This is a genomic window from Aminobacter aminovorans, assembly GCF_900445235.1.
GTDB classification, from domain to species: domain Bacteria; phylum Pseudomonadota; class Alphaproteobacteria; order Rhizobiales; family Rhizobiaceae; genus Aminobacter; species Aminobacter aminovorans.
Genome location: NZ_UFSM01000001.1, coordinates 2553988 through 2578548, shown reverse-complemented (window position 1 = coordinate 2578548; position 24561 = coordinate 2553988). Strand labels below are relative to the sequence as shown.

Here is a 24561-nt window from a genome sequence, read left to right as displayed (position 1 = left end):
TCGACGCCTACTTCATCCTGCTTTCCACGTCCATATCAACGGTCTCACGGAGATCTGAATGATGAAACAGAACACTGCACTGATCGTCGGCGCCCATGGCGTCATCGGCAGCAATCTCGCCAGCCATCTGGCAGCACTCGGCAACTGGAACATTGTCGGTCTGTCCAGGCGCGGCGGCCCGGACCAGGGACAGATCCGCCACATCGCGGTCGATCTGCTCGATATCAAGGACACCAGGGAAAAGCTCGGCGGCCTGCGCGACGTCACCCACATCTTCTACGCCGCCTATCAGGACCGGCCAAGCTGGGCCCAGCTCGTCGAGCCCAATGTCGCCATTCTCCGCAATGTCGTTGACACGGTCGAACCGGTCGCCAGGGATTTGCGCCACATCAGCCTGATGCAGGGCTACAAGGTCTATGGCGCCCATCTCGGGCCGTTCAAGACGCCGGCACGCGAGACCGACGCCAACCACATGCCGCCGGAGTTCAACATCGACCAGCAGGATCTTCTAGAAGACAGGCAGGTGGGCAAGAGCTGGGGCTGGTCGGCGCTGCGCCCCTCGGTGGTCATCGGCCAGGCGCTGGGCAACCCAATGAATCTCGCCATCGCAATTGCCGTCTATGCCTCGATGTCGAGGGAGCTTGGCCTGCCGCTGCGCTTCCCCGGCAAGGCAGGCGCCTATGACAAGATCATCGAGATGACCGACGCCGGATTGCTGGCGCGGGCGAGCATCTGGGCCGCGACGGACGAACGCTGCGCCAACCAGGCGTTCAACATCACCAATGGCGACCTGTTCCGCTGGAACGAGATGTGGCCGAAGATCGCCTCGAGTTTCGGCCTCGACACGGCCCCGCCTTTGCCGATGTCGCTCGACACCATCATGGCCGACAAGCAGCCGCTGTGGGACAAGATGAAAGCCCGGCACGGCCTCGTCGACACGCCCTATGCCGATGTGTCGTCCTGGCGTTTCGCCGACTTCGTCTTCGGCTGGGACTACGACTTCTTCGCCGACGGCACCAAGGCGCGGCGCTCAGGCTTTCACGACTTCATCGACACCGAGGAGATGTTCATGCGCACCTTCGGCGAGCTGCGCCAGCGCCGGATCATTCCCTGATCCGGCCTGACGGCGGCTACTGACCATAGGTTGCGAGATAGGGCGAAGGAATTGTGACCGGAAACAAGCTGCCGGACAGCGCCATGACGATCAGCGCCGCAAAAAGCGCGCCCACTCCTGCAACTCCTCCAAGCAATGCCGCCCCCAGCGCAGGGCGGCTTGCCGGAAAGCCCCAATAGGCCGCGCAACCGACATGAACGAAAAGCGCCAGAACGCCCAGAAAATAGTATGGCGCGAAGAACCAGTGCCAGGGCGGTGCGAAGAAGCCCGCAGCGGCAAATCGAAAGTCGGTGTCGAGGCCAAAGACCGTTCGTCCGGCGATGACAGCTGCGACATGATTGACCAGGAAGAAAGCGAGATAGCCGCCTGATCCTGCCTGCAGCCAGGCAACGGCGCCATTCCGCCTCGCCCAGCCCCGTACAAGCATCACCAGCCCGCTGCCGACCTGCCACAGAAGGAGGCAGACCAGCGCCACTTCGACAAATGGCTGCCGGTAAAACTGCCGCGCCTCGGCCATGAAGGCGATATGATCAGCCTGCCCGCCGCGATGAAAAGCGCCGACGCGCGATGCATGCTGCGCAGCAGTGGTCGCGCCGGTCGATCTTCCATTCATCCCCCTCGCTCGGCCACCCGCATATGGCCGCGGCACCATCGCTTGTCTGATCAGTTCAGCTTGACCAGTGCCACGCGCCGGTTCTTGGCCCGGCCCTCGTCATTGTCGTTGCTGGCGACCGGCGCCATCATGCCGGCACCAGCTGCAGTCAGCCGCCCGCCGTCGATGCCGAATTGCGAGACCAGTGCTGCTTTCACCGCCGCCGCCCGGCGGTTGGACAGGTCGATATTGTAGTCGAACTTGCCCTGATTGTCGGTGTGCCCGACCACGGCGACGGCCAGTGCCGGGTTGTCGCCCAGGAGCTTGGCGATCTCCTTCAGCGTCGGCTCCGACTCCGGCTTGATGTCGGCCTTGTCGGTATCGAAAAAGATGCCGTAGAGCGAAATGCCGCCGCTGGTCGACAGTGTATCAGCCATCTTGGCGGCCTCCACCAGCACCATCTTCTTGTCGCGCGCCTTGGGCTCCAGCACATGAACGATGGCGATGGTGCGGGCATTCAGCGCCTTGCAGTAAAGGTCGTCGAGCAACTGGAAGGTCTGCACCGTGACAAAGGCGTCGCCGCCGTCGCGCGGCACCCTGGCCGTGAAGTAGCGCTGGTCGGCAACCCCTGACGAGGCCACGCAGGCAGCATTGGAAAACGCCTCGACGCCGAGGTCGCTGTCATAGAAGAAGTTCATCATCAGGCTCATGTCGCCGCCGCCGCTCGAGGCCGAGCGCGAGGCGTCGCCACCGCATTCCTCCTTCTTGCATTCGAAGACGACCTCGCCGCCGGCCGCCTGCACCACGTCCTGGTAGTTGCGCAGCACCTCGAGCGGCGAGCGCCCGTCGGGCAGCACGTAGAACAGGCGGGTGAGCGAACCCTCGACCTCTTCCGCCTTCTCCGGCTTGAACACCCGGTTGTTGTTCTTGTCGCGCTTGTCCGGATCGGGATCGGCCTTCAGCGGCGAAAGCGGGACGCTGAAATCGGTGTAGTCGAGCTTCTGGTGGTAGACGATGAACGAGCCTTCGTAGCGCTTGGCAAGCTCGTTGTCGGCGGAACCTTCGATGTCGGCGGTCGGAACCGTCGCATCGGCAAGCGCCGGCATGCTGCAGAGGGCCAGCAGGGCCAGCCCTGACATGGCCTTTCGAATTCCACGCACCATAAGTCCCCGCATCGCACGCTCCTCGGTTGAATGTGACGCAAGGTAGCCACAACCGCCGCATGGCTCAAGCTGGGATCCGGGCTGGCCTTTCTCAGCCCTGCGCCGTCCAGTCCGCCTCCGTGAGACCGGCCGAGGCGAACGGATCGATCAGCGTGCCGGCAACGATCGAGGCCAGCAACTGCGGTGCCGGCGGCAGCTTGGCCACCGTCGCCACCAACCGGTCACGCAAGACCGGCAGCAGCACCGAATCCGACTGGTAGAACGGCGTGAAGGCCAGCGACAGCATCTGGAACAGCCTGACGTGCCAGCGCCGGGCGCGGACATAAGCCGCAAGTGCTGCATCGACGTCGCTTGCCCGCCGCAATGCATGGGCAAGCGCGGCAGCATCCAGCAGGGCCATGTTGGCGCCCTGCCCCAGTTGCGGGCTGGTCGAATGGGCAGCGTCGCCGATGACGGCAAAGCCCCGCGCCGCCGGCAGCGGTAGCGTGTGGTGACCATAGCGCGCGAGCGTCAGCTGGTCGAAATCCTCGATCTGGTCGAGATAGGTCTGGCACTCCGGCCAAAGCCTTGCCACCTCGGCCTTCCAGGCAGTCAGCCCTTGGCTTTGCACGTGCTCGGCATCGTCCGGCTTCAGGCTCCAGAAGAACGCCGCCATCTGGCGCCCATCCGGCTCGGCGCGGCCGATCGGTAGCACCCCGATCATCACGCTGGCGCGGCGATAGCGCTGGGTCAGCGAAACTTCGTCGAAGCCTGTCCCACGCCAGTCCAGCGAGGCCCAGAACGCGCCATAAGCCAAAGGCTTCGACTCGCCCGCGAGGCCTGCGCTGCGGCGCAACCGGGAGCGCGCGCCGGTCGCATCGACGACGAGGTCGAACGCCCCAAGGGCACGCCCCTGAGCATCGACAAGCCACGTCCTTTCGCCTGGCACCACAGCATCCAGCTCGGCGGCGGTGACGATTTCGATGCCTTCACCCAGCACAGCCCGATAGAGCACGCCGAACAGGGCCGCGCGATGGACCGCCAGGCCGTATCGCCCGCCCGGCCGCGCGTCGTAACGCACGTCGAGCACGGTTCGCCCGCTCTCGGCATCGGTCCCGTGCAGCCGGTCGATCCGGTTTCCAGATTTTGAGATTTCGCCCGACAGGCCGAGATCGGCAAGCACCGAAAGGCCTGTCGGCTGCAGGATCAGCCCCGAGCCCAGCGGCTTCGGTTCGGCGAAGCGATCATAGACGGTGACCCGGTGTCCATCGCGTCTGAGATACAGCGCCGTTGCCAGCCCTGCGGGCCCGGCACCGGCGACTGCGATGTGAAGTTTTCGAACGCTCATCTGCCCTTCCGACCACGACGCAGGTTCATGGACGGAACATGCATTGGCAATGCTACTTTTTGCCCCGCGCGCCGGTCAGATCGACACCTGTGTGCCGACCTCGACGACGCGGCCCGTGGGAATCTGGAAATATTCGGTCGCATCAGCCGCGGTGCGCGCCAGGCCGATGAACAGCCTGTCCTGCCACACCGGCATGCCGGAATTGGGCGAGGCCTTCAACGAGCGCCGAGACAGGAAGAACGAGGTCGTCATGATGTCGAACTTCCAGCCCTGCTTGCGGCAGATGGCCAGCGCCTTGGGGATATTGGGCTGCTCCATGTAGCCGAACTTCAGCTTGACCCGCATGAACAGTTCGTTGACCTGCTCCATCTTGACCCGTTCGCTGTCAGGCACGATCGGCTGCTGCGCCGTTACCACCGAGAGGATGACGTTCTGCTCGTGCAGCACCTTGTAGTGCTTGAGGCTGTGCATCAGCGCAGTTGGTGCGCTGTCGGGGTCGCTGGTCAGGAACACGGCCGTGCCGGACACCAGCTGCGGCTTCTTCTTGATCAGGTTCTCGGCCAGGAAGTTGAGCGGAATCTCATTCTTGCGCGTCTTGTCGAACAGGTAGCGGCTGCCGCGCACCCAGGTCCACATGATGGTGACTATAGTGAAGGCAACCGCCAGCGACGCCCAGCCACCCTCAAATACCTTGACGATGTTGGAAGCGAAGAAGCCGATGTCGATCAGGCCGAAAATCATCGTGGCGACGACAACCGCCGCAACCCGCCAGCGCCATATGCGCAGCATGACCACCGATAGCAGCAGGGTCGTCACCAGCATGTTGCCGGTCACCGAAATGCCGTATGCGGCGGCGAGGCTGCTCGATTCGCCGAAGCCGACGACCAACAGCATCACCACCAGCGCGAGCAGCATGTTGACGCGCGGCATGTAGATCTGGCCCAGCGTCGTCTCCGAGGTGTGCTGGATGACAAGGCGCGGCAGCATGTTGAGCTGCACGGCCTGGCGCGTCAGCGAATAGGCGCCCGTTATGACAGCCTGGCTGGCGATGACGGTAGCGGCCGTTGCCAGAACCACCATCGGGATCAGCATCCAGCCCTCGTTCATCTCGAAGAACGGATGGCCGACGGTGCCGTTGTGGCTGAGCACGAAGGCGCCCTGGCCGACATAGTTGACCAGCAGGCATGGAAAGACGATGCACAGCCAGGCCAGCACGATCGGCCGGCGGCCGAAATGGCCGAGGTCGGCATAAAGCGCTTCGGCGCCCGTCACGGCCAGGAAAATGGCGCCAATAGTGACGAACGACACTTCCGGCTGGTTGACCAGGAATTGGACGATGTAGATCGGATTCACCGCCAGCAGAATCTCGGGGTCATCGGCAATGTGGACGATGCCCGAATAACCAATGGCCAGGAACCAGACCAAAGTGATCGGCCCGAACACGATCGCCACGCCGCCGGTGCCGAAGCGCTGCACCGAAAACAGCGCCGCCAGGATCACCAGCGTCAGCGGCACGACGTAAGGCTCGAATGCCGGTGTCACGACCTTCATGCCTTCGACCGCCGACAGCACCGAGATCGCCGGCGTGATCACCGCGTCGCCATAGAACAACGCGGCGCCGACCATGCCGAGCGCCAGGATGATGCCGGAGCGTTTGGGCAGACTGCGCCGCGCCAGCGCCATCAGCGACAGCGTCCCGCCCTCGCCTCTGTTGTGCGCCCGAAGCACGAACATGACGTATTTGACGGTGACGATGATAGTCAGCGCCCAGATGATAAGCGACAGCACGCCGAGTATGTCCTCGCGCGATGCCACCTGGCCGCCCGCCGATGCCACCAGCGCCTCGCGGAATGCGTAGATCGGGCTCGTGCCGATATCGCCGAAGACGACACCCAGCGCGCCCAGCACGAGAATCCTGATGTCATGGGAATGGCCGTCCGTCTGGACCGCCTGCCCACTTGTTCCCGCCTTGTCAGCGTCGGCATCGGTCATGAACGACTCTCCGTGAAGCCGCGGGGCTCTACGCTTGCGGTGTCGCAAAAGCAACAGCTGTTTTGCGACAGCTAATGTGCAGCCCAGGCAGGTTACGCATGGGTAGCACGGATATTACCACCCGCAAGCCTTGAGATAGCGCCTGATTGTGCCGGCCATGCCATGCTCCAGAGCATCGGCAGTCAGTCCGTGGCCGATCGACACCTCGGCTAGCTTCGGAATGCTCTTCATCAAAGGCGGCAGGTTGTCGACGACGAGGTCGTGCCCGGCATTGACGGCGAGGCCCGCAGCGAGTGCTGCCTCTGCGGATTTTGCCAGCTTTTCCAATTCCTTGGCAGCCTTTGCCGAATCATCGAAGCAAGCGCCGTAGGGTCCGGTGAAGAGTTCGATCCGGTCCGCGCCGGTATCGCGCGCCGCACTCATGCCTGACGGGTCGGCATCCGCAAACAGCGAAACGCGGAATCCACCCTTCTTCAGGCGCGCCACCACCGGCTTGAGCAGGCTCGCCTGTCCGGCGAAGTCCCAGCCATGGTCGGAGGTTGCCTGCGACGGATCGTCCGGCACCAGTGTCACCTGCTCCGGCTGGTGCTTTTCGACCAGTTCGAGGAAATCCTCACTCGGATACCCCTCGATGTTGAATTCGGCCTTGGGAAACTCGTCGTCGATCAGTGCCCTGATTTCAGGCACGTCGGAAAAGCGGATATGGCGCTGGTCCGGACGCGGATGCACGGTCAGTCCGTGCGCTCCGGCGGCAAGTGCGATGCGTCCCAGCCCGGTGACACTCGGCCACGGCAGATCGCGGCGGTTGCGCAGCATGGCGATGGCATTGACGTTCACGGACAGCTTGGCAGGCATCGGCAACTCTCGGCAAAAGCGACACATGCCCCTATCACGGCTTGGCCGGGAACAGAGAGCGCTTTTATGTGTTCCAGTGTCGACGCCGAGTGCATGACCCCGACAATCAGCTTGGGTTGCCGGACATGTCGCAGCCAACAAGGACACACCAATGAAATCCATGGATGCCCCACCGCCCTTCCGGCGCATCGACACCGACAACCCGGAAGTGTTTGCATTCGAGATCGTCGGCCACTTCACCCAGGCCGATATTGAAAACGCCTACGGCCTGCTCGACGCGGCCTATGAGGGTCATGACAAGATCGACGTGCTTTTGCGCGCGACGGGCTACGACGGCTTCGACTGGTCGGCCCTGTTCGATCCGCTCACCTTCAAGGGCAAGTGGGAGGCGTTGCATCATATCCGCCGCTACGCGCTTGTCGGCGGCCCGGCATGGATGGGGCCTGTCGTCGGCCTGTTTGCGCCGCTCACCTCGATCGAAACGAAACACTTCTCCGATGCCGACGAAGCCGAGGCGTGGCAATGGCTCGGCGCGAAGCCGGCCGACCAAGGCTAGGCCATCATCGAGGGTGGTTTCAGGTAGCGTATGTTCTTGCGCAGACGACGCATCTGCTCGGCCATGACGGCCGAAAGCGGTGTCCTGATCCGGAATGCGGTGAGATGCGTCTTCCAGATCTCGTGGTCGCCGGTCCAGTGGTCGTCGTGATCGCCGCGTGGTGCTGCAAGCAGCAGAAACTGCCGCCGGCCTCCTGTCTGTTCGATGAGGCCGGAAATCTCCGCCATCTCGGTCGCAGATGCCGGCCGGCTCAACACGAACAAGGTCGACAGATCGCTTTTCAGCGCCCTCCTGGTGACCGCGCACCATCCGTCATGGCCTTCACGGGCCTTGCCATAGAGCGCGTCGAGCGAGCGTTCGTTTATGTCTTTGGGGAACTCATGCATGTGATTGGTGCCGAAGCGCTTGTTGAAGACGACGCCGTCCACGACGTGGAGATCTTCCCGCTCGAACATGCCGGCAAAATCGCGGCGGATGTACTCGGCGATGGCGGCAACCGGCGTCACCTGCCAGTCGAACACACCCCGCCTCGATATGCGCTCGCCGAAAACCCTCCGGATATGGAATTTCGCGCGGCAATTGGGACCGAGACTGACGACCTGTTGAAAGACTGTCATGGACCAACAAAGGTTCGGTTGCCTGACCTGACAATCTGACACGGACTGTGCAAACTGCAACCATCACACATCTAGCCGCGGTCACACTCCGGTCATCGGCCCGCGCCACATAGCGATCATCATGCCAAACATCCGCATCACCGATTCGATCACCGATCCGGGCTCACCGTCGCGCCCGAACGAAGACAGTGCCGGCGGCAACGCCAGCTGCGCCTTTGTCGTTGACGGCGCCACTGGCCTCGGCGGCACATCTATCGTCGGCCTGCACGGCTCCGATGCCGCCTGGCTGGCCCGTTTTGCCCAGAGCACCTTCGAGGAACTGGTCCGCAACGGCCGCCCGGTCACAGAGGCCGTGCGCGAACTCAACCAGCGCGCCGGAAATGTCGTACACGAGGCTGCCCACGCCTTGCCGATCGAGGCATGGAACCTGCCCATCGCGAGCTTCCAGATGGTGCATGTCGAGGGCGACCGTCTGGTCACGCATGGCCTGGGAGACTGCCGCCTGTTCCTGGTCGACGCGGAGGGCAAGGTGCTGGAAACCAGCGCCATCAAGGCAGCCTACGCCAAGGAGCGCGACGGTGCCCGTCGGGCGATTGCCCAGTCGGGCGGCTTCTCCACCCATCAGGCGCTTGCCGACGAGCCGGTCGTGCGCGACGAGCTGCGCCGCCGCCGCGCCGCCTACAACCAGCCGGGCGGTTCCGTCTGGACGCTCGGCATCGAGCCCGCCGCCGCCGATCATCTCGTTTCCGAGCAGCTCGACATTTCCCTGCCCGCCAGGGGCCTGTTGTGTTCCGATGGTTTTGCCGCCCTTGCCGACCAGTATGGCCGCTATGGCGTGTCGGACCTCGTCCGCGCCGCGGCAGGCACGGGTCTCGCTCCCCTCCTGCAGGAGCTTCGCCACATCGAACGGGTCGAGGACCCCGATGGCCAGCAGTTCCCACGCTTCAAGGTCTCGGACGATGCGACCGCAGTGCTTTTCGAGATCGTGGCCTGAAGGCGGGCAGAGCGGTCCGGCTTCAGGTCAGGCCGCCCCGAAACGGCAGATTTTCCAGAACCGACGGGAACGGATCTCCGCGCGGGGCCAACGACTGAAGCGCAGCCATCGGCCGTTGCCGGCCTGGCCCTAACCCTTAGCGCACGATTGTCAGCCGCTCGGCCGCGCGGGTGATCGCCGTATAGAGCCAGCGCTGGCGCGTGTCCTTGAAGGCCCAGCTCTCGTCGAACAGCACGACATTGTTCCACTGCGAGCCTTGCGCCTTGTGTACCGTCAGCGCGTAGCCGTAGTCGAAATCGTCGTAGCGCTTCTTGGTGCCCCACGGGATCTCTTCGTCGGGGTTCTCGAAGGTCTGCTTCAACAGCTTGATCTTGGCGACGCCGCGGTCGGGATCGTCTTCTTCGGGTGCTACCAGCAGGTTGATGCCCGGCTTCACCGTCTCGCGCGACGACGTCATCACCTTCCACAACGAACCGTTGAGCAGGCCCTTGGCCGGATCGTTGCGCAGGCAGACAAGCTTGTCGCCGGCCTGCGGATAGCCTGCCGTGAAACCCTTGAGCTCGCGCAGCCGCTGGTTGTAGCGCTTGCGCGTCCGGTTGGTGCCGACAAGCACCTGGTCGGCATCGAGCACCAGGTCCTGGGTGACGTCTTCCTTGCCGATCACCTGTGCTGTGCCATAGTCGCCGCGCATGAACTCGCGGCCCTCGCGCACATCGAGCGCCAGCCTCAGGATCGGGTTGTCACGTGCCTGGCGGTGAATCTCGGTCAGCAGGAAATCCGGCTCGTGCTCGGTGAAGAAACCGCCGCCCGAGATCGGCGGCAACTGCGCCGGATCACCCAGCACCAGCACTGGCGTACCGAATGTCAACAGGTCACGCCCGAGCTGCTCGTCGACCATCGAGCATTCGTCGATGACGACGAGCTTGGCCTTGGCGATCGGGCTCTGGCGGTTGAGCGAGAATGTCGGCGACATCGAGGTCTTGCCGGTCGCCTCGTCGGCAACCGCCTCCTCGCCCTTCGGCCGGTAGATCAGCGAGTGGATGGTGCGCGCATTGGTGGCGCCCTTCGAGCGCAGCACCTGCGCTGCCTTGCCGGTGAAGGCGGCGAACTGCACCTGGCCGTCGACATGCTCGGCGAAATAGCGCGCAAGCGTCGTCTTGCCGGTGCCGGCATAACCGAACAACCGGAATATCTGTGGCCTTCCGGTCTTGAGCCACCGCGCCACGGCCTGCAGCGCATCATCTTGCTGAGGTGAAAAATCCATCGTTTTGACTGACAGGATTCGCGCTGCAAGGGCAAGGGATTGCGTCTCGAAGCGCCACATAAGCTGACAAGCTGGCCCAATCGGGTGCCGGCTTGCTCGCAAAGTAAGCCCCTTGTTCATCAGCCGACTGCAAGGAGCCAGGCAAATCGTGGTATCCTGGCGAAAGCATATCCGGGAAGGCGACTGCAGTGACCAGAAGCATGCAAAACGATGAGCCCAGGAGTTGGCCCGCCCTGCTGGCGGCGGCAGAGAGCGGCGACATGGACGTGGTCGAAGCCGAGCTTGCCGCTGGCGCCGACGTCAACCAGTCGGACAATGACGGCTGGTCAGCACTTCACCTTTCGGCCCTCAATGCCCATGCCTCGATGGTCCAAGCCCTGGTCGGGCACCCGGGTATCGATGTGAATTGCAGAAACAAATGGAAGAGCACACCGCTGAGTCTGGCCTCTGCCAAGGGCCACCATGCGTGTATTCTCGCCATCGTCGGACACCCGCAGGCGGACATCGATGCAAGGGCTGAATATTACGGCAGGACAGCCCTCATCGAAGCCGCAAAGAACGGCCATACTGATGTCGTCAAGTTGCTCGTAGACCGCGGCGCCGATGTCAACGCCACCGACAGGAGCGGGCGAAACAACGCCCTCATCGATGCGATCAAGGGCCGTCACTACGCGATCGCGGAGTATCTGCTGGCCACAGGCAAACTGAACTTCCTCAACAAGGACGTCAGGTTGAACGCCCTGATCTGGGCGGGCAGCACTCAAAACCACCAGTTCATAGACAAACTGGAAGCGGCAATTCGCCGGTTCTTTGACGGCAACTAGCCACAGGTTGATCGGTTTCTCACGCCCTCTCGCGCCGGGAAGCCTGTGACTTAACTTTGTCAGCTTGCGTAGCCTTGCCATTGAGTTTCCTTCTGGCTGCCGGTACGCCGTTCAGGATCGAAGAAAGCACATGCCTTGACGCCAAATCCTGACACCCTTCCAGTCCGGTCGCTGATGCCAGCCGACACTTCAGCCGTGCGCGACCTTTACGATCGCGCCGCAGATTTCGTCATGCTGGAATCCGGCATGGCGCCTTCCGACGCGACCGTGGCGGAGTTCTTTTCCGACTGCCCGCCGGGCAGCGACCTCGCGGCATCGTGCAAGCTTGGCATGTTCATGCCTGACGGAACGCTTGTTGCGATCGCGGACATGGCCTTCGGCTATCCTGAAACCGGCGATGCTTATGTCGGGCTTTTGCTGGCCGACCAGAACTGCCGCGGCATGGGCCTCGGCCGCATCTTTCTCGAACAGCTGTCAGGCATCGCCCGCGCCCGCGGCGCGAGTCGGCAGCTCATCGCCGTGCTCGACGAGAATACGCGTGGCCGCGCCTTCTGGGAGCGGGAAGGCTTTCGCCTGCTCCAGAGCATCCCGGACTTCAAGGCGGGGCTAAAAACCCACATCGTGCACCGCATGTGGCGGCCACTCTAGGGCGTCAATGCAGCCAGCTTCGACGCGTGCAAGGCAACGAGGACAGCACTATTTCGCGACCTCGATGGTGATGTTGCTGATCCCAAAACCGCCTTCGATCAGCTTGGTGCGCAGCTTGACCTTGTCCTTGCCGACGAATCCCGGATTTGGCGTGTAGAAGGCCTTAACGCCCGGGACTTGCACCCAGTAACATTTGCTCTTCCGGGTAACGTTCGGAAGTATCTTCATCTTCCGGAATGTGACCTTGCCGTTTGAAGGCCCTGAAACCACCGTGACATCCGGAACACCCTGGGGCGCGCAATTGGCGTCAATCGACGTGGTCTGAAAAATGATCACTGGCTGGGACGGCGCCGTCTTCTCGGTCCAGGCCAGGGTGAAGCCATTCGGCTTTGGCCCATCCATTCCGGGAGTGGACGATCCTGCAGGCGTGTTGGCGACACATCCTGAAATCAAGAGGACCGCAAGTAGAACCGACGACGCAACCGCGCATCTATCCATGAATACATGCCCCATTTGCCCTGAGGGAGCATAATTCGGCAAGCAAGAGATATATAAGGGCTCTAATTCTTGAGCTGACGGCGCAAGCAACTAGCCTGCCTGGACAGCGGCGGCTTCCGGATCGTTCTCCAGCACGATCGGCTGGCCGTGCGGCGTGGCATGCGCGGCCCGCGCCCATGCGGCGGCGACCGCGTCGACCTCGTCATGGCCGGCAAGCCCCTTTTCCGCCAATAGCTTCTCAAGCGCCGCCAGCCAGCGCTCGTAATAGTCGCTGCCGTCGGCTGCTGCCTCCGGCCGCCTCACCTCCGCCGACAGTCGCTCGGCCCATTCCGCCCAGCTGAACAGGCCGCGCTCGTGCAGTGCGACCACCATGGCAAAGGCCTCGGCCTGCCAGGGCTCGACGAAAACAGGCGCATCGGGCGCCCCTGTTCCTAACGGAATCCCTGCCTCATGCCGGCTCAAGGTAGCTCTCCCAGGCGTCGATGCTGACTTCGAGGGTCGGGTCCGCGCCCTCTCCCCATAATTCGCCACCGGAAAAAACCACGGTGTAGACCCGTTGCGGATTTTCGCCATGGCCGGGCGCGTTGCTGTCGGGGAAGACAAACCCGTCATGTACCGCGTCGATCACGCCCTCCTTGCCCCTGGCATAACGCGGCAGCCGGGTATGCCCGGTCGGGTGAAAATTCCTCGTCCGCACGCGCTCGCCGACCGCAAACCGCGCCGGCCCCTCCACCGGCCGATCGCAGGGACCGCCCTTGGCGAGCACAGCAGGCACGTTCTCGGCCTTCAGCACCCGCTTGGGCGTCGCTGCCGGATCTACGGCATCGCCGGCCGCCAGATCATTCGCCGTGACGAAGCCATGCCGCTTGAGCAGCGTCTCCAGCGCCTTGATCCAGATCTCGTAATAGCTCGACGCATAATAATCGGCCGGATGCAGGCATTCACGCGCATGCCTGCTCTCGTCGATGTTCCAGGCGCCCATGGCACCCGCCGTCAGCGTCACGCCAAGGGCGCGCTTTTCCCATTCGGCATGGAAGTGGGGCTCATCCTTTTCGGGCGCCACCGGCCCGAAACCCATCTGCCCGCCGAGATCGTGCGGCCCGTTCATGCGGCCTCCCGCGCGAGCGCCGTGCCGATCATCGAATCGCGCGTCACCAGCTCGGCAAGCTGCTCCTCGCTCCAGCCGTCGGTGCCTGATGGCCGCTGCGGCACGACGAGATAGCGCAGCTCGGCGGTCGAATCCCAGACCCTGATCTTGCTGTCGCCGGCCAGCGTTACCCCGAACTCTTCCAGCACGCCGCGCGGGTCGATTACCGCCCTGCTGCGATAGGGCGGCGCCTTGTACCAGACAGGCGGCAACCCCAGCACCGACCACGGATAACAGGAGCACAAAGTGCAGACGACGAGGTTGTGCGTCTCGTCGCTGTTGAACACCGCCTGCATGTGCTCGCCCTGCCGCCCGGTGTAGCCGAGCGAGGCGATCGCGGCGGTGGCATCACGCTTCAGCCACCCGGCGAATTCGGGATCGGACCACGCCTTAGCCACGACGCGCGCACCGTTTCGCGGACCAACCTTGGTTTCGTAGGTATCGACGATGACGTCGATCGCCGTCGGATCGATCAGGCCCTTCCTGGTCAGGATGGTCTCCAGCGCGCGCACGCGCGCGGCCATCGGATCGAGCTCGTTGTCGTGATGGTGGTCGTGGTCATGATCGTGTGACATTTCAGGAGGCTATGCGCGCGCACCCTGCCACGCAAGCATCCTCGCCTTGGGCCAGCGGAGGTTTGCCGTGCCGCCCCGAAGCTCGCTATCGTCGCGCCATGCGGGTTCTGATTCTCGGCGGCAACGGCTTCATAGGGACGGCGGTGGCAAGGTCGCTTGCCGCGCGTGGGCACTTGGTCGTGGCGCTGGCGCGAAACACCGAAATTGCCGCCCGTCGCCATCCCGATATCGACTGGGTCAAGGCCGACCTTGCGCGACTTTCGCGGCGCGAGGACTGGCTTCCGCTGCTTGAAGGCGTCGATGCCGTCGTCAATTGCGCCGGCGCGCTGCAGGATGGTCCGCGCGACGATGTCACTGCCGTGCAGTTCAGCGCCATGAGCGCGCTTTACCAGACCGCCTCGCCGCGCCTTATCGTCCAGATTTCGGCGCGTACCGACGACGTCGCGGCAAACAGCCCCTTCTTCGCCACCAAGCGACAGGCAGATGCGGCCCTTCGCGACTCGGGACTTGCCTTCGTCATCCTGCGCCCGGCCATTGTCATCGGCCGCGCAGCCCATGGCGGCTCGGCATTGCTGCGGGCGCTCGCGGCATTTCCGCTGATAACGCCGCTGGTCTTTGGCGACAGCCGGATGCAGTTCGTTTCGCTTGAAGACGTCGCCTCTGCCGTGGCCGACGCCTTGTCAGGCGACATCGCCGCCGGCAGCGACCTCGACCTGGCAGCACCTCAGTCAATGACGCTGGCGCAGGCCATCGCCCGCCACCGCCAATGGCTCGGCCTGCCGCCGGCGCGCCCGCTCGCCTTGCCCGGCATCATCGCCAAGATCGTCTCCGGCGCCGCCGATCTGCTTGGCCGGTTCGGCTGGCGTTCGCCCTTGCGCTCGACGGCGCTCGAGATTGCCGCTGGCGGTGTCGGCGGCCATGCGACAGACGCTGGCCGAAACCTCCGTTCCCTCGACCAGACTTTGGCAACAAATCCTGCCGGCGTCCAGGAGCTGTGGTTCGCCCGGCTTTATCTGCTCAAGCCGCTGGTGCTCGGCACGCTTTGCCTGTTCTGGCTGCTTTCAGGACTCGTCGCTCTGCTGCGGTTCGATGCTTCATCGGCGCATCTTGCCGCCGCCGGCGCGCCTGTTGCCCTCGCCCAGGCCATCACTCTGGCGACCAGCCTCGCCGACATCGCGCTCGGCATAGGCCTGGCGATCCGCCGTTGCGCCAAACCGGCACTGAACGGCATGATCGCGCTGTCGCTCGCCTATCTTGCTTCGGCCACTATGCTTGCGCCCGACCTCTGGGCCGATCCGCTTGGCCCATTGGTCAAGGTGCTGCCGTCGATCGTGCTGGCCCTGGTGGCGCTGGCCACACTGGACGAGCGCTGAACGATGGAAGAGCTTCTCCGCCTCGCACACGTCCTTGGCGCCGCCGTGCTGTTCGGGACCGGCGCCGGCATTGCTTTCTTCATGGCCATGGCCCACCGCACCCGCGACCCCGCGACGATCGCCCATGTCGCCGGAACGGTGGTCATCGCCGACACGGTCTTCACCGCCACTGCGGTGATTCTGCAGCCCGTCACCGGCGCCTGGCTGGCGCACGAGGTCGGCTGGCCGCTCACCGAACGCTGGATCGTCCTGTCGCTCGCGCTCTATGTGCTGACCGGGCTGTTCTGGCTGCCGGTCGTCTTCATCCAGATCGAGCTGCGCAATCTCGCCCGCTCCGCCGCCGCCACCGGCAAGGCATTGCCGGGGCGTTACTTCAGGCTCTACCGCATCTGGTTCATCTGCGGTTTCCCGGCCTTCTTCAGCGTCATTGCCATCTTCTGGCTGATGCTGACCCGGCCGGCGATCGAACTGTTCTGACTATCTCAGCATCGGCCACAACGTCGCCGCCAAAAGCACACCCATGCCGATGTTGAACCATTTCAGCCGCACCGGGTCGGCAAGGAAGCCGCGCAGCGCCATGCCGAAGCCGGCCCAGCATGACACGCTCGGCACGTTCACCACGGCGAAGGCGCCTGAAATGATCAGTACCGACAGGAACGGCGCTTCGGTGCTGGTGTAAAGCGCCATTGCGGTGACTGCCATCACCCAGGCCTTCGGATTGATCCATTGGAAGGCGGAGGCTTCGAGAAAGGTCATCGGCTGGCCCTTAATCTCGCCGTCCTTGCCGAGCGAGCGCGACATGGCGATGCGCCAGGCGAGATAGAGCAGATAGGCCCCGCCGGCGATCTTGAGCACTAGGTGCAGCGCCGGAAACGCCGTCAGCACCGCACCCAACCCGAAGCCGACACCGAGCAGCAACGACAGGAAGCCGAAGCCGATGCCAAGCATATGCGGGATCGTGCGCACGAAGCCAAAATTCACGCCCGAGGCCAGCAGCATTAAATTGTTCGGTCCCGGCGTGATCGAGGTCACGAACGCATAGACCAGCAGTGCAAGGAATGCGTCATAGCTCACTTTCCACCTCCGAGGCCTTTATGTCAGTAACACTGACCTTATGTCGCCCTCTCGGCAACTTCCACTTTACCCAGGCTGCTGGGCCAGCAAAGGCATGGAATTCTCCGTTCGGCCGCCTGCGCGGGAAGCCGTGTGTCCTTCAATCGCCGCCGCCACAGCCGCCACCGTCTCCGCCGTCGCTGCTGCTGCCACCGCCGCAGCCGGCGTTGTCGCTGGCCCCCGAGCTGCGCCGGCGTCGGCACCTGATCGGAAGAAGCGAAATCGCGGCGATGAAGCCCGCCACGCACAGGCCGACGGCCGGTGCATCGCCGATCACCCTGTTGCTCCAGAGCAATGAAGCCGTAATCACGATCAGCGCCAAGGCGATCCCGAAGGCGATCTCCGCCGCTGGCAAGACTGCAGAACCAGGTCCAAGCGCTCCGGTCAACAGCGGCCGCTCCCTGACGTCTACACCGGGCCACACGGCCGCAACCGGGTCCTCGCCAAACTCCGCGGACAGCAGTTCAAGGGTCCTGGCATAGGCATCGCGCAAGACGCCCTGGCCCTCGCTTGCCCCACGGCTCGGATAGTGGTGGACCTCCTGAGCCAACGTCTCGTCGCAGAAGCGCTTCCAGTAGTCCTTGGTGTAGGTCAGGTGCAGGTGCCAGACCTTGTCGACGTCCGGCGACGGGCTGAGCATGTCATCCGAAATACAGACCAGGTAGATGAAGCGCCTGTATTGATCGATCGCCGCCTTCGCCCGCCCCGGCGTCCAGCCATTTTCCCGGGCCAGCCGCACCGAGAACGGAGCTTCGGCCTGCGGATCGTCGAAGTCGTAACCGGCGATCTTGTTCCAGAGTTCCGGGTCGGTCAGATCATTCATCTCGGGCCGGGGAGTTGAGCTTGAACGCCCGGAAACTACACAAGCCGGACGTTCCTGCAATCATCTCAAGGCAACCTCAGACTGCCGACGACAGCCCGCACACTGCCCTCACATCCCCTGCGGGCCGCGGTTCATTGCTGCCACGCCGGTGCGGCAGACCTCGACCAGGCCGAGCGGCTTCATGATGGCGATGAACTGCTCGATCTTCGACACCTTGCCGGTCAGCTCGAAAATGAAGTGTTCGGTGTTGGCGTCGATCACCTTGGCGCGGAAGGCGTCGGCCAGGCGCAGCGCCTCGACGCGGGCGTCGCCGGTGCCCGAAACCTTGACCAGCGCCAGCTCACGCTCCAACGCGCCGCCGGTGCCAAGCTCCTGCGCCGTGACCGTCAGGTCGACGACGCGATGCACCGGCACAATGCGCTCGAGCTGGTGCTTGATCTGTTCGAGCACATGCGGCGTGCCGCGCGTCACGATGGTGATGCGCGACAGGTGCTTCTCATGTTCCGTCTCCGAGACGGTCAGGCTTTCGATGTTGTAGCCACGGCCGGAAAACAGGCCGATGACGCGCGCAAGCACGCCCGGTTCGTTGTCGACCAGCACCGATAGCGTGTGGTTTTCCGGTTTCTCGGTTTCCTTGGCGATGAAATAGGCCGAACCGGTGGGCTGTAGCTGTGCGTTCATAAGATGAATCTCGATCTCAGGCGTTTGCGCCAACTCGTTGATTGTGCGGCCTTCCCCGAAGGCCGCACGCGGTCCGTCAGTCCGTCACACCAGTTCGCGGCCCTTGGCGTCGATGGCGTTGGCCACAGCCTCGTCGGTCGCCTCGTCGGGCAGCAGCATCTCGTTATGCGCCTTGCCCGACGGGATCATCGGGAAGCAATTGGCGAGCGTTGCCACGCGGCAATCGAAGATCACCGCCTTCTTCACCGAGATCATCTCCTTGATCGCGTCGTCCAGCTCATCCGGCTTGTCGCAGCGGATGCCGTGGCCGCCATAGGCTTCCGCCAGCTTGACGAAGTCGGGCATCGCCTCGGTGTAGGAATGCGACAGGCGGTTGCCGTGCAGCAGCTGCTGCCACTGGCGCACCATGCCCATATAGGAGTTGTTGAGGATGAACACCTTGATCGGCGCATTGTACTGAAGTGCAGCGCTCATTTCCTGGATGCACATCTGCACCGATGCGTCGCCGGCGATGTCGATGACAAGCGATTCAGGATGCGCGATCTGCACACCCAGTGCCGCCGGCAGGCCGTAGCCCATCGTGCCCAGGCCGCCCGACGTCATCCAGCGGTTCGGCTTCTCGAAGCCGTAATGCTGTGCCGCCCACATCTGGTGCTGGCCGACTTCGGTGGTGATGTAGGTGTCGAGATGCTTGGTCAGTTCGTACAGCCGCTGGATCGCATATTGCGGCATGATCACTTCGTTGTTGTGCTTGTAGGCGTAGCTGTCGCGGGCACGCCATTTGGCGATCTGCTCCCACCACGGATACAGCGTCTTCTTGTCCGCCTTGGCGGTCGCCCGCCACAGCCGCACCATGTCTTCCAGCACGCGGCCGACATCGCCCAGGATCGGCACGTCGGCGCGCACGTTCTTGTTGATCGACGACGGGTCGATGTCGATGTGGATCTTCTTCGAGTTCGGCGAGAAGGCGTTGAGGCGGCCGGTGATGCGGTCGTCGAAGCGCGCGCCGATGCAGATCATGACGTCGCAGTCATGCATCGCCATGTTGGCTTCGTAGCTGCCATGCATACCCAGCATGCCGAGCCAGTTTTTGCCCGACGCCGGATAGGCGCCCAGGCCCATCAGCGTCGAAGTGATCGGGAAGCCGGTCAGGTCGACCAACTCGCGCAGCAGGTGGCTGGCCTCGGGGCCGGAATTGACCACGCCGCCGCCGGAATAGATGATCGGCCGCTTGGCGGTGGCCATCAGCGCAACCGCTTCCTTGACCTTCTCCAGGTCGCCCTGGACCTTGGGCTGGTAGGAGGTGCGCGGCGCGGTCTGCGGCGGCGTGTAGATGCCCTTGGCAAACTGCACGTCCTTGGGGATGTCGACGACCACGGGGCCAGGGCGACCGGTGGTGGCGACATGGAACGCCTCGTGCAGGATGCGGGCCAGTTCGTTGACGTCCTTCACCAACCAGTTGTGCTTGGTGCACGGCCGGGTAATGCCGACAGTGTCGCATTCCTGGAAGGCGTCGGAGCCGATCAGCGACGTCGGCACCTGGCCGGTGATGCACACCAGCGGGATCGAATCCATCAGCGCGTCCTGCAGCGGTGTCACCGCATTGGTGGCGCCCGGGCCGGAGGTGACCAGCATCACGCCGGCCTTGCCGGTCGAACGGGCATAGCCCTCTGCGGCATGGCCCGCGCCCTGCTCATGGCGCACCAATATGTGCTGGACGTCGTCCTGCTGGAACAGCTCGTCATAGATCGGAAGGACGGCGCCGCCGGGATAGCCGAAGAGGTGCTTGACGCCATTGTCTTTCAGCGCCTGCACCACCATTTCGGCGCCGGTCATTTCGCGTCGTCCGCTGTCACTATGTCCGCTCATCGGTCCGTCCCGTCTTTCCTTCGCCGTTCTCGGCGGTTGCTGCTCGTTTAGTCCTGTTTCGGGCAATAAAAAAGGCCCCCGAGGGAGCCTTCACATTTGCGCATGGGGGATTTCGCCCGGCGGTTACACCGCCTTGCCCATGCGCAATCCTACTACGAGAATGAGTGTCTTGTTCATGGGCGCGGACGTTAGTGCCCGAGACGGCGCGCTGTCAACCGGGCCGGAGCAATTTTTCCGCAATGTCACCCGTCCCCCGCGAAAACGCGCATTCGACCGTTTCGCTTAACGATCGCTACACCATCAACCATCACCCGACCTTAACTGCAGAGCGCTATACTCTTGGTCAGATTTGGGGGATTTACTGCGATGTACTTCGAACGTCAGGCCGAGGGCGGAGAAAACACCTCGCAGGAGCGGCGCGATCCGAAACAGGACGACGCCCGCATCCTTGGCCATGTCGTGCAGTGCGACGGCGCCCGTGCCGTAATCAGCGCCTATGCCGAAGGCGGCGCGTCGGGGGCAGTCGGCCTGTGGACCGTCGGCCGCATGATCTGCATCAATCTCGGCGAAACCCGCACCATCGGCCTCGTCTATTCCATCGCCAAGTCCGACCGCTCGTGGAGCAGCGAAGGCGACAACCCCATCGAGGTCAATGTCGAGCTGATCGGCGAGGTTCGTGACGTCGGCACCGACAAGCACCCGGTGTTCGACCGCGGCATCACCGTCTATCCCTATATCGGCGCCATCGCCCACCGCATTCGCAGCCGCGACCTGCAGGCCGTATATGACCTTGCCGGCCGCCGCACCGTCACCATCGGCCAGTTGTCGCAAGACGACAGCATCGACGCCTGCATCGCCATCGACGAGACCCTCGCCCGCCACTTCGCCGTTGTCGGCACGACCGGCGTCGGCAAGTCGACCGCCGTCTCGCTTCTGCTGCGCAAGGCGATCTCGGCGCGGCCAGACCTGCGCGTATTGATCATGGATCCGCACAACGAGTTCGCGGCATCGCTGCCCGAGCATTGCGTCAAGGTCGACACCAATTCGCTCGACCTGCCATTCTGGCTGTTCCGCCTCGAGGAATTCTCCGAAGTGCTGTTTCGCGGCCGCGAAACCGATGCCGACGAGATCGATGTGCTGCGCGACCTCATTCCGGTCGCCAAGAACCTCTACCGCAGCCCGCAAGGCGGCACCTTCCTGCGCCGCGGCGTCGACGCGTTGACCGCCGACACCCCGGTCCCCTATCGCATCGCCGACCTGATCAAGCAGATCGACGAACGCATGGGCCTGCTCGAATCGAAGAACGAACGGCCGATCCTGAAATCGCTGCGCACCCGCATCGAATCTGCTCTCGCCGATCCGCGATACCGCTTCATGTTCCATTCCAGGCTTATCGAGGACACCATCCACGAGACGATCGGCAACATCTTCCGCGTGCCGACGCATGGCCGCCCGGTCACCTGCTTCGAAATGGCCGGCATGCCGTCCGAGGTCGTCAATTCGGTCTGTTCGGTGCTCGCCCGCCTCGCCTTCGACCTGGCGCTATGGAGCGAAGGCCGCCTCAAGCTGCTTCTCTTGTGCGAAGAAGCCCACCGCTACATGCCCGCCGACCATCGCCTCGGCTTTGCGCCGACCCGCCACGCCCTGTCGCGCATCGCCAAGGAAGGCCGCAAATATGGCTGCTACCTCGGCGTCGTCACCCAGCGCCCCGGCGAGCTCGACCCCACCATCCTGTCGCAATGCTCGACGGTTTTCGCCATGCGTCTCGCCAACGAGCAGGACCAGGCGATCATCCGCTCGGCCATCGCCGATTCCTCGGCCTCGACGCTGTCCTTCCTGTCCTCGATGGGCCAGCGCGAAGCCATCGCCTTTGGTGAAGGTGTTGCCACCACCATGCGGCTGAAATTCGAAAAGCTGGCGGACGAACTCATCCCCGGCACCGGCAAGCGGGCTGCCGAGGCGCCGACGGGTAGCGGCGACGATGTCGATCTGGCGGCCGTCGTCGAGCGCCTGCGCAACGTGCCCAAGCCGCAGGCGGCAGCCCTAGGCTTCGCCGAGGTCGTCGATGTCCAGCGCCAGGCCGGCGACAGCGACTACCGCAAGCCTGCGGTCCCCAGGCCGCAGCCGGACGACGATTTCGACACCCGCTTCGGGCTGCGCCCATCGACCTTCGGCGGCCGCCCGCCGCAGGGCTGAACGGGCCCACGCCAGCACACATGACGACACGGCGGACGCATGCGCGTGAACACCAGTCCTCGTCGCGCCGGCAGCAGGCTCATCCTTCAGATGCCGGATCCGTCCAGCTGTTCCTCGTCTTCGCCCTCCCACGGCGTCGGCATCTCGGGCGAATTCTTGCTCAGATTGGCTGTCGGCAGCGGCATCCAGCATTTCAGCTCCGGATCGGCATAGCCGATGATGCAACCCGGATAGGAATCGCCGGCGCGCCAGCCTTCGATGCCAAATGCGTCGGGCCGGGCCCAGTAGGCCACGTCGACCTCCGCCGGCCCCTGCTCGGAAGGCCGCACGGTGACCAGGATCCGGCTGCCGTCCTTTGGCGCGCTCGCCATGTTTCGCCACCGGTCTGAATCGTCCATTCCTCGTCCTCCTCTACCCTGATCCGGCCGCAGCCATTCAGACGACGGCGAGATCAGTGTTGCGTCGTTCGGCTATGACGTCCAGCGGCAAGTTCGAGCCAAGCCCAATGGCATGTGAAATCCGTCGCAGTCTGGCGCAGTTGCCATCCGGCGCTGAGCCATGACATCTGCCGCCGCTGCGGCAACCATGAGAACTTGGCGCATCGCGGAGAACAGCGCATGGGCGATTGGACGCTCTCCGAAACGGTCTCGACGAGCGCCGGCAGCGTCAGCGCCGGCCACGCCGGCGATGGCCCCGACCTCGTGCTCGCGCATGGCTGGCCTTGGTCGTCCTTCTCCTGGCACCGGATCATCCCTTTTCTGGCACAGCGATACCGGGTGTACTGGTACGACATGCCAGGCTACGGGCAATCGGACAAAGCCGCAGCACAAAGAACTTCGCTCGATGTCCAGGGCGAGATTTTCGCCGAGATGCTCGCCCACTGGCGGCTCGTGCGTCCGTCGGTCATCGCCCACGACTTCGGTGGCGCCACCACCTTGCGAGCGCATCTTCTGCTTGGCTGCGACTACGAGCGCTACGTGCTGATGAACGTCGTGGCGATGCGTCCCTGGGGCTCGGCATTCTTCGATCACATGGGCAGGCATGTCGAGGCCTTCCAGGGTCTGCCCGCCCACATCCACCGGGCGCTGGTGGAGGCCTACATCAGAGGCGCACTGGTCGGCGCCGTCGCTGACGACGACATCTACGGCCTGGTCGAGCCATGGTTGACGGACGACGGAGCCGCCAGCTTTTACAGGCAGTTTGCCCAAGCCGACGAGCGTTACACGGCGGAGATAGAACCCCTGTTCGGAAAGCTGCGCTGCCCGGTGAGGATCATCTGGGGAGAAGACGATCCCTGGATTCCGCTTGAGCGGGCGAAGGCCCTTCACGCGCTCATGCCGCAGGCAGGTTTCGAAACGATCCCCGCTGTCGGCCACATGCCACAGCTGGAAGCGCCGAAACGTCTACTGGCGAGCCTGGAAAGCTTTCTCTAACGTCTCCGCCGTGCCTATTCCTGTACGGGAATTAGTCAGGCGGCCGGCATCACGTTTCCAGCGACAGGAATTCACGCGCAGACGCGGTTGCGGCCCTGCCGCTTGGCTTCGTAGAGCTGCTTGTCGGCGCGGCGATAGAACTCTTCGGCGGTTTCCTCGCGGTCCCATAGGGCAAGGCCGAAACTCGAGGTCACGTTGAGCTGGGCGCCACCGGCCTCGATCGCCATGCCGGCGATCGCCTTGCGCATGCGCTCGGCAAAGCGCTGCAGAAGCTCGATATCCATGTTGGGGGCAACGATGGCGAATTCCTCGCCGCCCAGCCGCGCCACCACGTCGTGGTACCGGGTCATGCTCTTGAGGCACTTGGCGACCGAGCGCAGGACCTCGTCACCGGCGTCGTGACCATAGGTGTCGTTGACCTGCTTGAAGTGATCGAGGTCGAGGATCATCAGTCCGACTGGCCTGTCGATACGACGGAACTCGCCGAGATATTCTCTCAGTGCATCGTCGAAATAGCGCCGGTTCTGCATGCCGGTCAGGCCGTCGGTGAGTGCAGCCTGTTCGAGGGTACGCGACCGCTCGCTCAGCGACGCCGTCATCTGGCGCAGCTCGCCGCCTTCCTTCACCTGAGTACGAATCTGCGGGAAGATGAAGAACACGCCATAGACCAGCGTACCACTGAGCAGCAGCGCGATCATGAACAGCAGCCGCTCCACCACCTCGACGCTCTGGACCCAGCCCGGCGTGTAAAGCGCTTCAGCCGATCCCTGAATCTGGCCCCAGGCATAGAAGATCCCCAGCGCCGCCGACAAAATCAGCGCACTGAAGATGAAAAACGCGGTTTCAGCCCGGTGAAAGCGCATGATGATCCTAGTGGAACCCCAGCTGGCGTTATGTCATGTCGCGC

The 24561-nt window shown here is 63.7% G+C and carries 26 protein-coding genes; 9 read left to right on the top strand and 17 right to left on the bottom strand.

The annotated features are described in order from the left end of the window. Positions 1-58 precede the first annotated feature (58 nt). Positions 59-1114 carry an SDR family oxidoreductase gene (locus tag DY201_RS12565; protein WP_115731489.1) on the top strand — a complete coding sequence of 352 codons (1056 nt, stop codon included), beginning with the start codon at positions 59-61 and terminating at the stop codon, positions 1112-1114. Between the two features lie 16 nt (positions 1115-1130). Here DY201_RS12565 and DY201_RS12560 read toward each other — a convergent pair whose 3' ends face one another. The 5 genes from DY201_RS12560 to DY201_RS12540 form a co-directional block, all read right to left on the bottom strand. Next, positions 1131-1727 carry a hypothetical protein gene (locus DY201_RS12560; RefSeq protein ID WP_115731488.1) on the bottom strand — a complete coding sequence of 199 codons (597 nt, stop codon included), beginning with the start codon at positions 1725-1727 and terminating at the stop codon, positions 1131-1133. A 50-nt stretch (positions 1728-1777) separates the two neighbouring features. Beyond that, positions 1778-2881: an OmpA family protein gene (locus DY201_RS12555; protein WP_245431978.1), complete on the bottom strand. Its 1104-nt coding sequence runs from the start codon at positions 2879-2881 to the stop codon at positions 1778-1780. 79 nt (positions 2882-2960) lie between these two features. After that, positions 2961-4196, bottom strand: a complete 1236-nt coding sequence (locus tag DY201_RS12550) for an FAD-dependent oxidoreductase (RefSeq protein ID WP_115731487.1) — start codon at positions 4194-4196, stop codon at positions 2961-2963. A gap of 75 nt (positions 4197-4271) precedes the next feature. Beyond that, on the bottom strand, positions 4272-6188 hold the full coding sequence (locus DY201_RS12545; protein ID WP_115731486.1) for a potassium transporter Kup: 1917 nt from the start codon (positions 6186-6188) through the stop codon (positions 4272-4274). 114 nt (positions 6189-6302) lie between these two features. Continuing rightward, on the bottom strand, positions 6303-7043 hold the full coding sequence (locus DY201_RS12540; protein WP_115731485.1) for a pyridoxine 5'-phosphate synthase: 741 nt from the start codon (positions 7041-7043) through the stop codon (positions 6303-6305). 151 nt (positions 7044-7194) lie between these two features. On the opposite strand from DY201_RS12540, the gene DY201_RS12535 reads away from it, so the two are divergent. Beyond that, entirely contained in the window at positions 7195-7599 is a 405-nt protein-coding gene (locus DY201_RS12535) for a SpoIIAA family protein (RefSeq protein WP_165916043.1), read from the top strand. On the opposite strand, the gene DY201_RS12530 is transcribed toward DY201_RS12535, so the two are convergent. After that, positions 7596-8120, bottom strand: coding sequence for a hypothetical protein (locus DY201_RS12530; protein ID WP_115731483.1), 525 nt, complete (start codon positions 8118-8120; stop codon positions 7596-7598). The two genes, DY201_RS12535 and DY201_RS12530, sit on opposite strands and share 4 nt — an antisense overlap. A 217-nt stretch (positions 8121-8337) precedes the next feature. Here DY201_RS12530 and DY201_RS12525 point away from each other — a divergent pair, with 217 nt between their 5' ends. Continuing rightward, complete coding sequence (locus DY201_RS12525) at positions 8338-9210, top strand: hypothetical protein (RefSeq protein WP_115731482.1); 873 nt, start codon at positions 8338-8340, stop codon at positions 9208-9210. Between the two features lie 136 nt (positions 9211-9346). On the opposite strand, the gene DY201_RS12520 is transcribed toward DY201_RS12525, so the two are convergent. Then, complete coding sequence (locus DY201_RS12520) at positions 9347-10474, bottom strand: ATP-dependent DNA helicase (RefSeq protein ID WP_115733757.1); 1128 nt, start codon at positions 10472-10474, stop codon at positions 9347-9349. 188 nt (positions 10475-10662) lie between these two features. Here DY201_RS12520 and DY201_RS12515 point away from each other — a divergent pair, with 188 nt between their 5' ends. Beyond that, positions 10663-11298, top strand: coding sequence for an ankyrin repeat domain-containing protein (locus DY201_RS12515; RefSeq protein WP_115731481.1), 636 nt, complete (start codon positions 10663-10665; stop codon positions 11296-11298). Between the two features lie 174 nt (positions 11299-11472). After that, a complete protein-coding gene (locus DY201_RS12510) occupies positions 11473-11946 on the top strand; it encodes a GNAT family N-acetyltransferase (RefSeq protein ID WP_115731480.1) in 474 nt (157 codons plus the stop codon). A 48-nt stretch (positions 11947-11994) separates the two neighbouring features. Here DY201_RS12510 and DY201_RS12505 read toward each other — a convergent pair whose 3' ends face one another. The 4 genes from DY201_RS12505 to nthA form a co-directional block, all read right to left on the bottom strand. Continuing rightward, a complete protein-coding gene (locus tag DY201_RS12505; protein ID WP_115731479.1) occupies positions 11995-12348 on the bottom strand; it encodes a hypothetical protein in 354 nt (117 codons plus the stop codon). 186 nt (positions 12349-12534) lie between these two features. Then, positions 12535-12906, bottom strand: a complete 372-nt coding sequence (locus DY201_RS12500; protein ID WP_165916044.1) for a nitrile hydratase accessory protein — start codon at positions 12904-12906, stop codon at positions 12535-12537. Next, positions 12893-13552 carry a nitrile hydratase subunit beta gene (gene nthB / locus DY201_RS12495; RefSeq protein ID WP_115731478.1) on the bottom strand — a complete coding sequence of 220 codons (660 nt, stop codon included), beginning with the start codon at positions 13550-13552 and terminating at the stop codon, positions 12893-12895. Before nthB ends, DY201_RS12500 begins: the two co-directional genes overlap by 14 nt. Beyond that, positions 13549-14166, bottom strand: a complete 618-nt coding sequence (gene nthA, locus DY201_RS12490) for a nitrile hydratase subunit alpha (protein WP_115731477.1) — start codon at positions 14164-14166, stop codon at positions 13549-13551. Before nthA ends, nthB begins: the two co-directional genes overlap by 4 nt. A 98-nt stretch (positions 14167-14264) precedes the next feature. Between nthA and DY201_RS12485 the strand changes: the two genes are divergently transcribed. Both DY201_RS12485 and DY201_RS12480 read left to right on the top strand, forming a co-directional pair. Then, positions 14265-15539, top strand: a complete 1275-nt coding sequence (locus DY201_RS12485) for an SDR family oxidoreductase (protein WP_115731476.1) — start codon at positions 14265-14267, stop codon at positions 15537-15539. A 3-nt stretch (positions 15540-15542) separates the two neighbouring features. Continuing rightward, positions 15543-16016, top strand: a complete 474-nt coding sequence (locus DY201_RS12480; RefSeq protein ID WP_115731475.1) for a DUF2269 family protein — start codon at positions 15543-15545, stop codon at positions 16014-16016. Here DY201_RS12480 and DY201_RS12475 read toward each other — a convergent pair whose 3' ends face one another. The 4 genes from DY201_RS12475 to DY201_RS12460 all read right to left on the bottom strand — a co-directional run bounded on the left by DY201_RS12475 (position 16017) and on the right by DY201_RS12460 (position 20025). Continuing rightward, complete coding sequence (locus tag DY201_RS12475) at positions 16017-16613, bottom strand: LysE family translocator (RefSeq protein ID WP_115731474.1); 597 nt, start codon at positions 16611-16613, stop codon at positions 16017-16019. It lies immediately after the preceding gene. Positions 16614-16752: 139 nt separating this feature from the next. Further along, positions 16753-17475 carry a glycine-rich domain-containing protein gene (locus DY201_RS12470; RefSeq protein WP_115731473.1) on the bottom strand — a complete coding sequence of 241 codons (723 nt, stop codon included), beginning with the start codon at positions 17473-17475 and terminating at the stop codon, positions 16753-16755. Positions 17476-17583: 108 nt separating this feature from the next. Next, positions 17584-18156, bottom strand: coding sequence for an acetolactate synthase small subunit (ilvN, locus tag DY201_RS12465; RefSeq protein WP_115731472.1), 573 nt, complete (start codon positions 18154-18156; stop codon positions 17584-17586). Between the two features lie 84 nt (positions 18157-18240). Then, complete coding sequence (locus DY201_RS12460) at positions 18241-20025, bottom strand: acetolactate synthase 3 large subunit (protein WP_280959926.1); 1785 nt, start codon at positions 20023-20025, stop codon at positions 18241-18243. A gap of 366 nt (positions 20026-20391) precedes the next feature. Here DY201_RS12460 and DY201_RS12455 point away from each other — a divergent pair, with 366 nt between their 5' ends. Continuing rightward, a complete protein-coding gene (locus DY201_RS12455; protein WP_115731470.1) occupies positions 20392-22221 on the top strand; it encodes an ATP-binding protein in 1830 nt (609 codons plus the stop codon). A gap of 86 nt (positions 22222-22307) precedes the next feature. Here DY201_RS12455 and DY201_RS12450 read toward each other — a convergent pair whose 3' ends face one another. Continuing rightward, complete coding sequence (locus DY201_RS12450; RefSeq protein ID WP_115731469.1) at positions 22308-22619, bottom strand: hypothetical protein; 312 nt, start codon at positions 22617-22619, stop codon at positions 22308-22310. 219 nt (positions 22620-22838) lie between these two features. On the opposite strand from DY201_RS12450, the gene DY201_RS12445 reads away from it, so the two are divergent. Next, positions 22839-23654 carry an alpha/beta fold hydrolase gene (locus DY201_RS12445; RefSeq protein WP_115733755.1) on the top strand — a complete coding sequence of 272 codons (816 nt, stop codon included), beginning with the start codon at positions 22839-22841 and terminating at the stop codon, positions 23652-23654. Positions 23655-23725: 71 nt separating this feature from the next. Here DY201_RS12445 and DY201_RS12440 read toward each other — a convergent pair whose 3' ends face one another. Then, positions 23726-24517: a GGDEF domain-containing protein gene (locus DY201_RS12440; RefSeq protein WP_115731468.1), complete on the bottom strand. Its 792-nt coding sequence runs from the start codon at positions 24515-24517 to the stop codon at positions 23726-23728. Positions 24518-24561 lie beyond the last annotated feature (44 nt).

Coding starts and splice junctions, on each gene's coding strand:
- DY201_RS12565 (WP_115731489.1), top strand. CDS start 59: ATGATGAAACAGAACACTGCACTGATCGTCGGCGCCCATGGCGTCATC.
- DY201_RS12560 (WP_115731488.1), bottom strand. CDS start 1,727: ATGAATGGAAGATCGACCGGCGCGACCACTGCTGCGCAGCATGCATCG.
- DY201_RS12555 (WP_245431978.1), bottom strand. CDS start 2,881: ATGCGGGGACTTATGGTGCGTGGAATTCGAAAGGCCATGTCAGGGCTG.
- DY201_RS12550 (WP_115731487.1), bottom strand. CDS start 4,196: ATGAGCGTTCGAAAACTTCACATCGCAGTCGCCGGTGCCGGGCCCGCA.
- DY201_RS12545 (WP_115731486.1), bottom strand. CDS start 6,188: ATGACCGATGCCGACGCTGACAAGGCGGGAACAAGTGGGCAGGCGGTC.
- DY201_RS12540 (WP_115731485.1), bottom strand. CDS start 7,043: ATGCCTGCCAAGCTGTCCGTGAACGTCAATGCCATCGCCATGCTGCGC.
- DY201_RS12535 (WP_165916043.1), top strand. CDS start 7,195: ATGAAATCCATGGATGCCCCACCGCCCTTCCGGCGCATCGACACCGAC.
- DY201_RS12525 (WP_115731482.1), top strand. CDS start 8,338: ATGCCAAACATCCGCATCACCGATTCGATCACCGATCCGGGCTCACCG.
- DY201_RS12520 (WP_115733757.1), bottom strand. CDS start 10,474: ATGGATTTTTCACCTCAGCAAGATGATGCGCTGCAGGCCGTGGCGCGG.
- DY201_RS12510 (WP_115731480.1), top strand. CDS start 11,473: ATGCCAGCCGACACTTCAGCCGTGCGCGACCTTTACGATCGCGCCGCA.
- DY201_RS12505 (WP_115731479.1), bottom strand. CDS start 12,348: ATGGATGGGCCAAAGCCGAATGGCTTCACCCTGGCCTGGACCGAGAAG.
- nthB (WP_115731478.1), bottom strand. CDS start 13,552: ATGAACGGGCCGCACGATCTCGGCGGGCAGATGGGTTTCGGGCCGGTG.
- nthA (WP_115731477.1), bottom strand. CDS start 14,166: ATGTCACACGATCATGACCACGACCACCATCACGACAACGAGCTCGAT.
- DY201_RS12485 (WP_115731476.1), top strand. CDS start 14,265: ATGCGGGTTCTGATTCTCGGCGGCAACGGCTTCATAGGGACGGCGGTG.
- DY201_RS12480 (WP_115731475.1), top strand. CDS start 15,543: ATGGAAGAGCTTCTCCGCCTCGCACACGTCCTTGGCGCCGCCGTGCTG.
- DY201_RS12470 (WP_115731473.1), bottom strand. CDS start 17,475: ATGAATGATCTGACCGACCCGGAACTCTGGAACAAGATCGCCGGTTAC.
- ilvN (WP_115731472.1), bottom strand. CDS start 18,156: ATGAACGCACAGCTACAGCCCACCGGTTCGGCCTATTTCATCGCCAAG.
- DY201_RS12460 (WP_280959926.1), bottom strand. CDS start 20,025: ATGAGCGGACATAGTGACAGCGGACGACGCGAAATGACCGGCGCCGAA.
- DY201_RS12455 (WP_115731470.1), top strand. CDS start 20,392: ATGTACTTCGAACGTCAGGCCGAGGGCGGAGAAAACACCTCGCAGGAG.
- DY201_RS12450 (WP_115731469.1), bottom strand. CDS start 22,619: ATGGACGATTCAGACCGGTGGCGAAACATGGCGAGCGCGCCAAAGGAC.
- DY201_RS12445 (WP_115733755.1), top strand. CDS start 22,839: ATGGGCGATTGGACGCTCTCCGAAACGGTCTCGACGAGCGCCGGCAGC.
- DY201_RS12440 (WP_115731468.1), bottom strand. CDS start 24,517: ATGCGCTTTCACCGGGCTGAAACCGCGTTTTTCATCTTCAGTGCGCTG.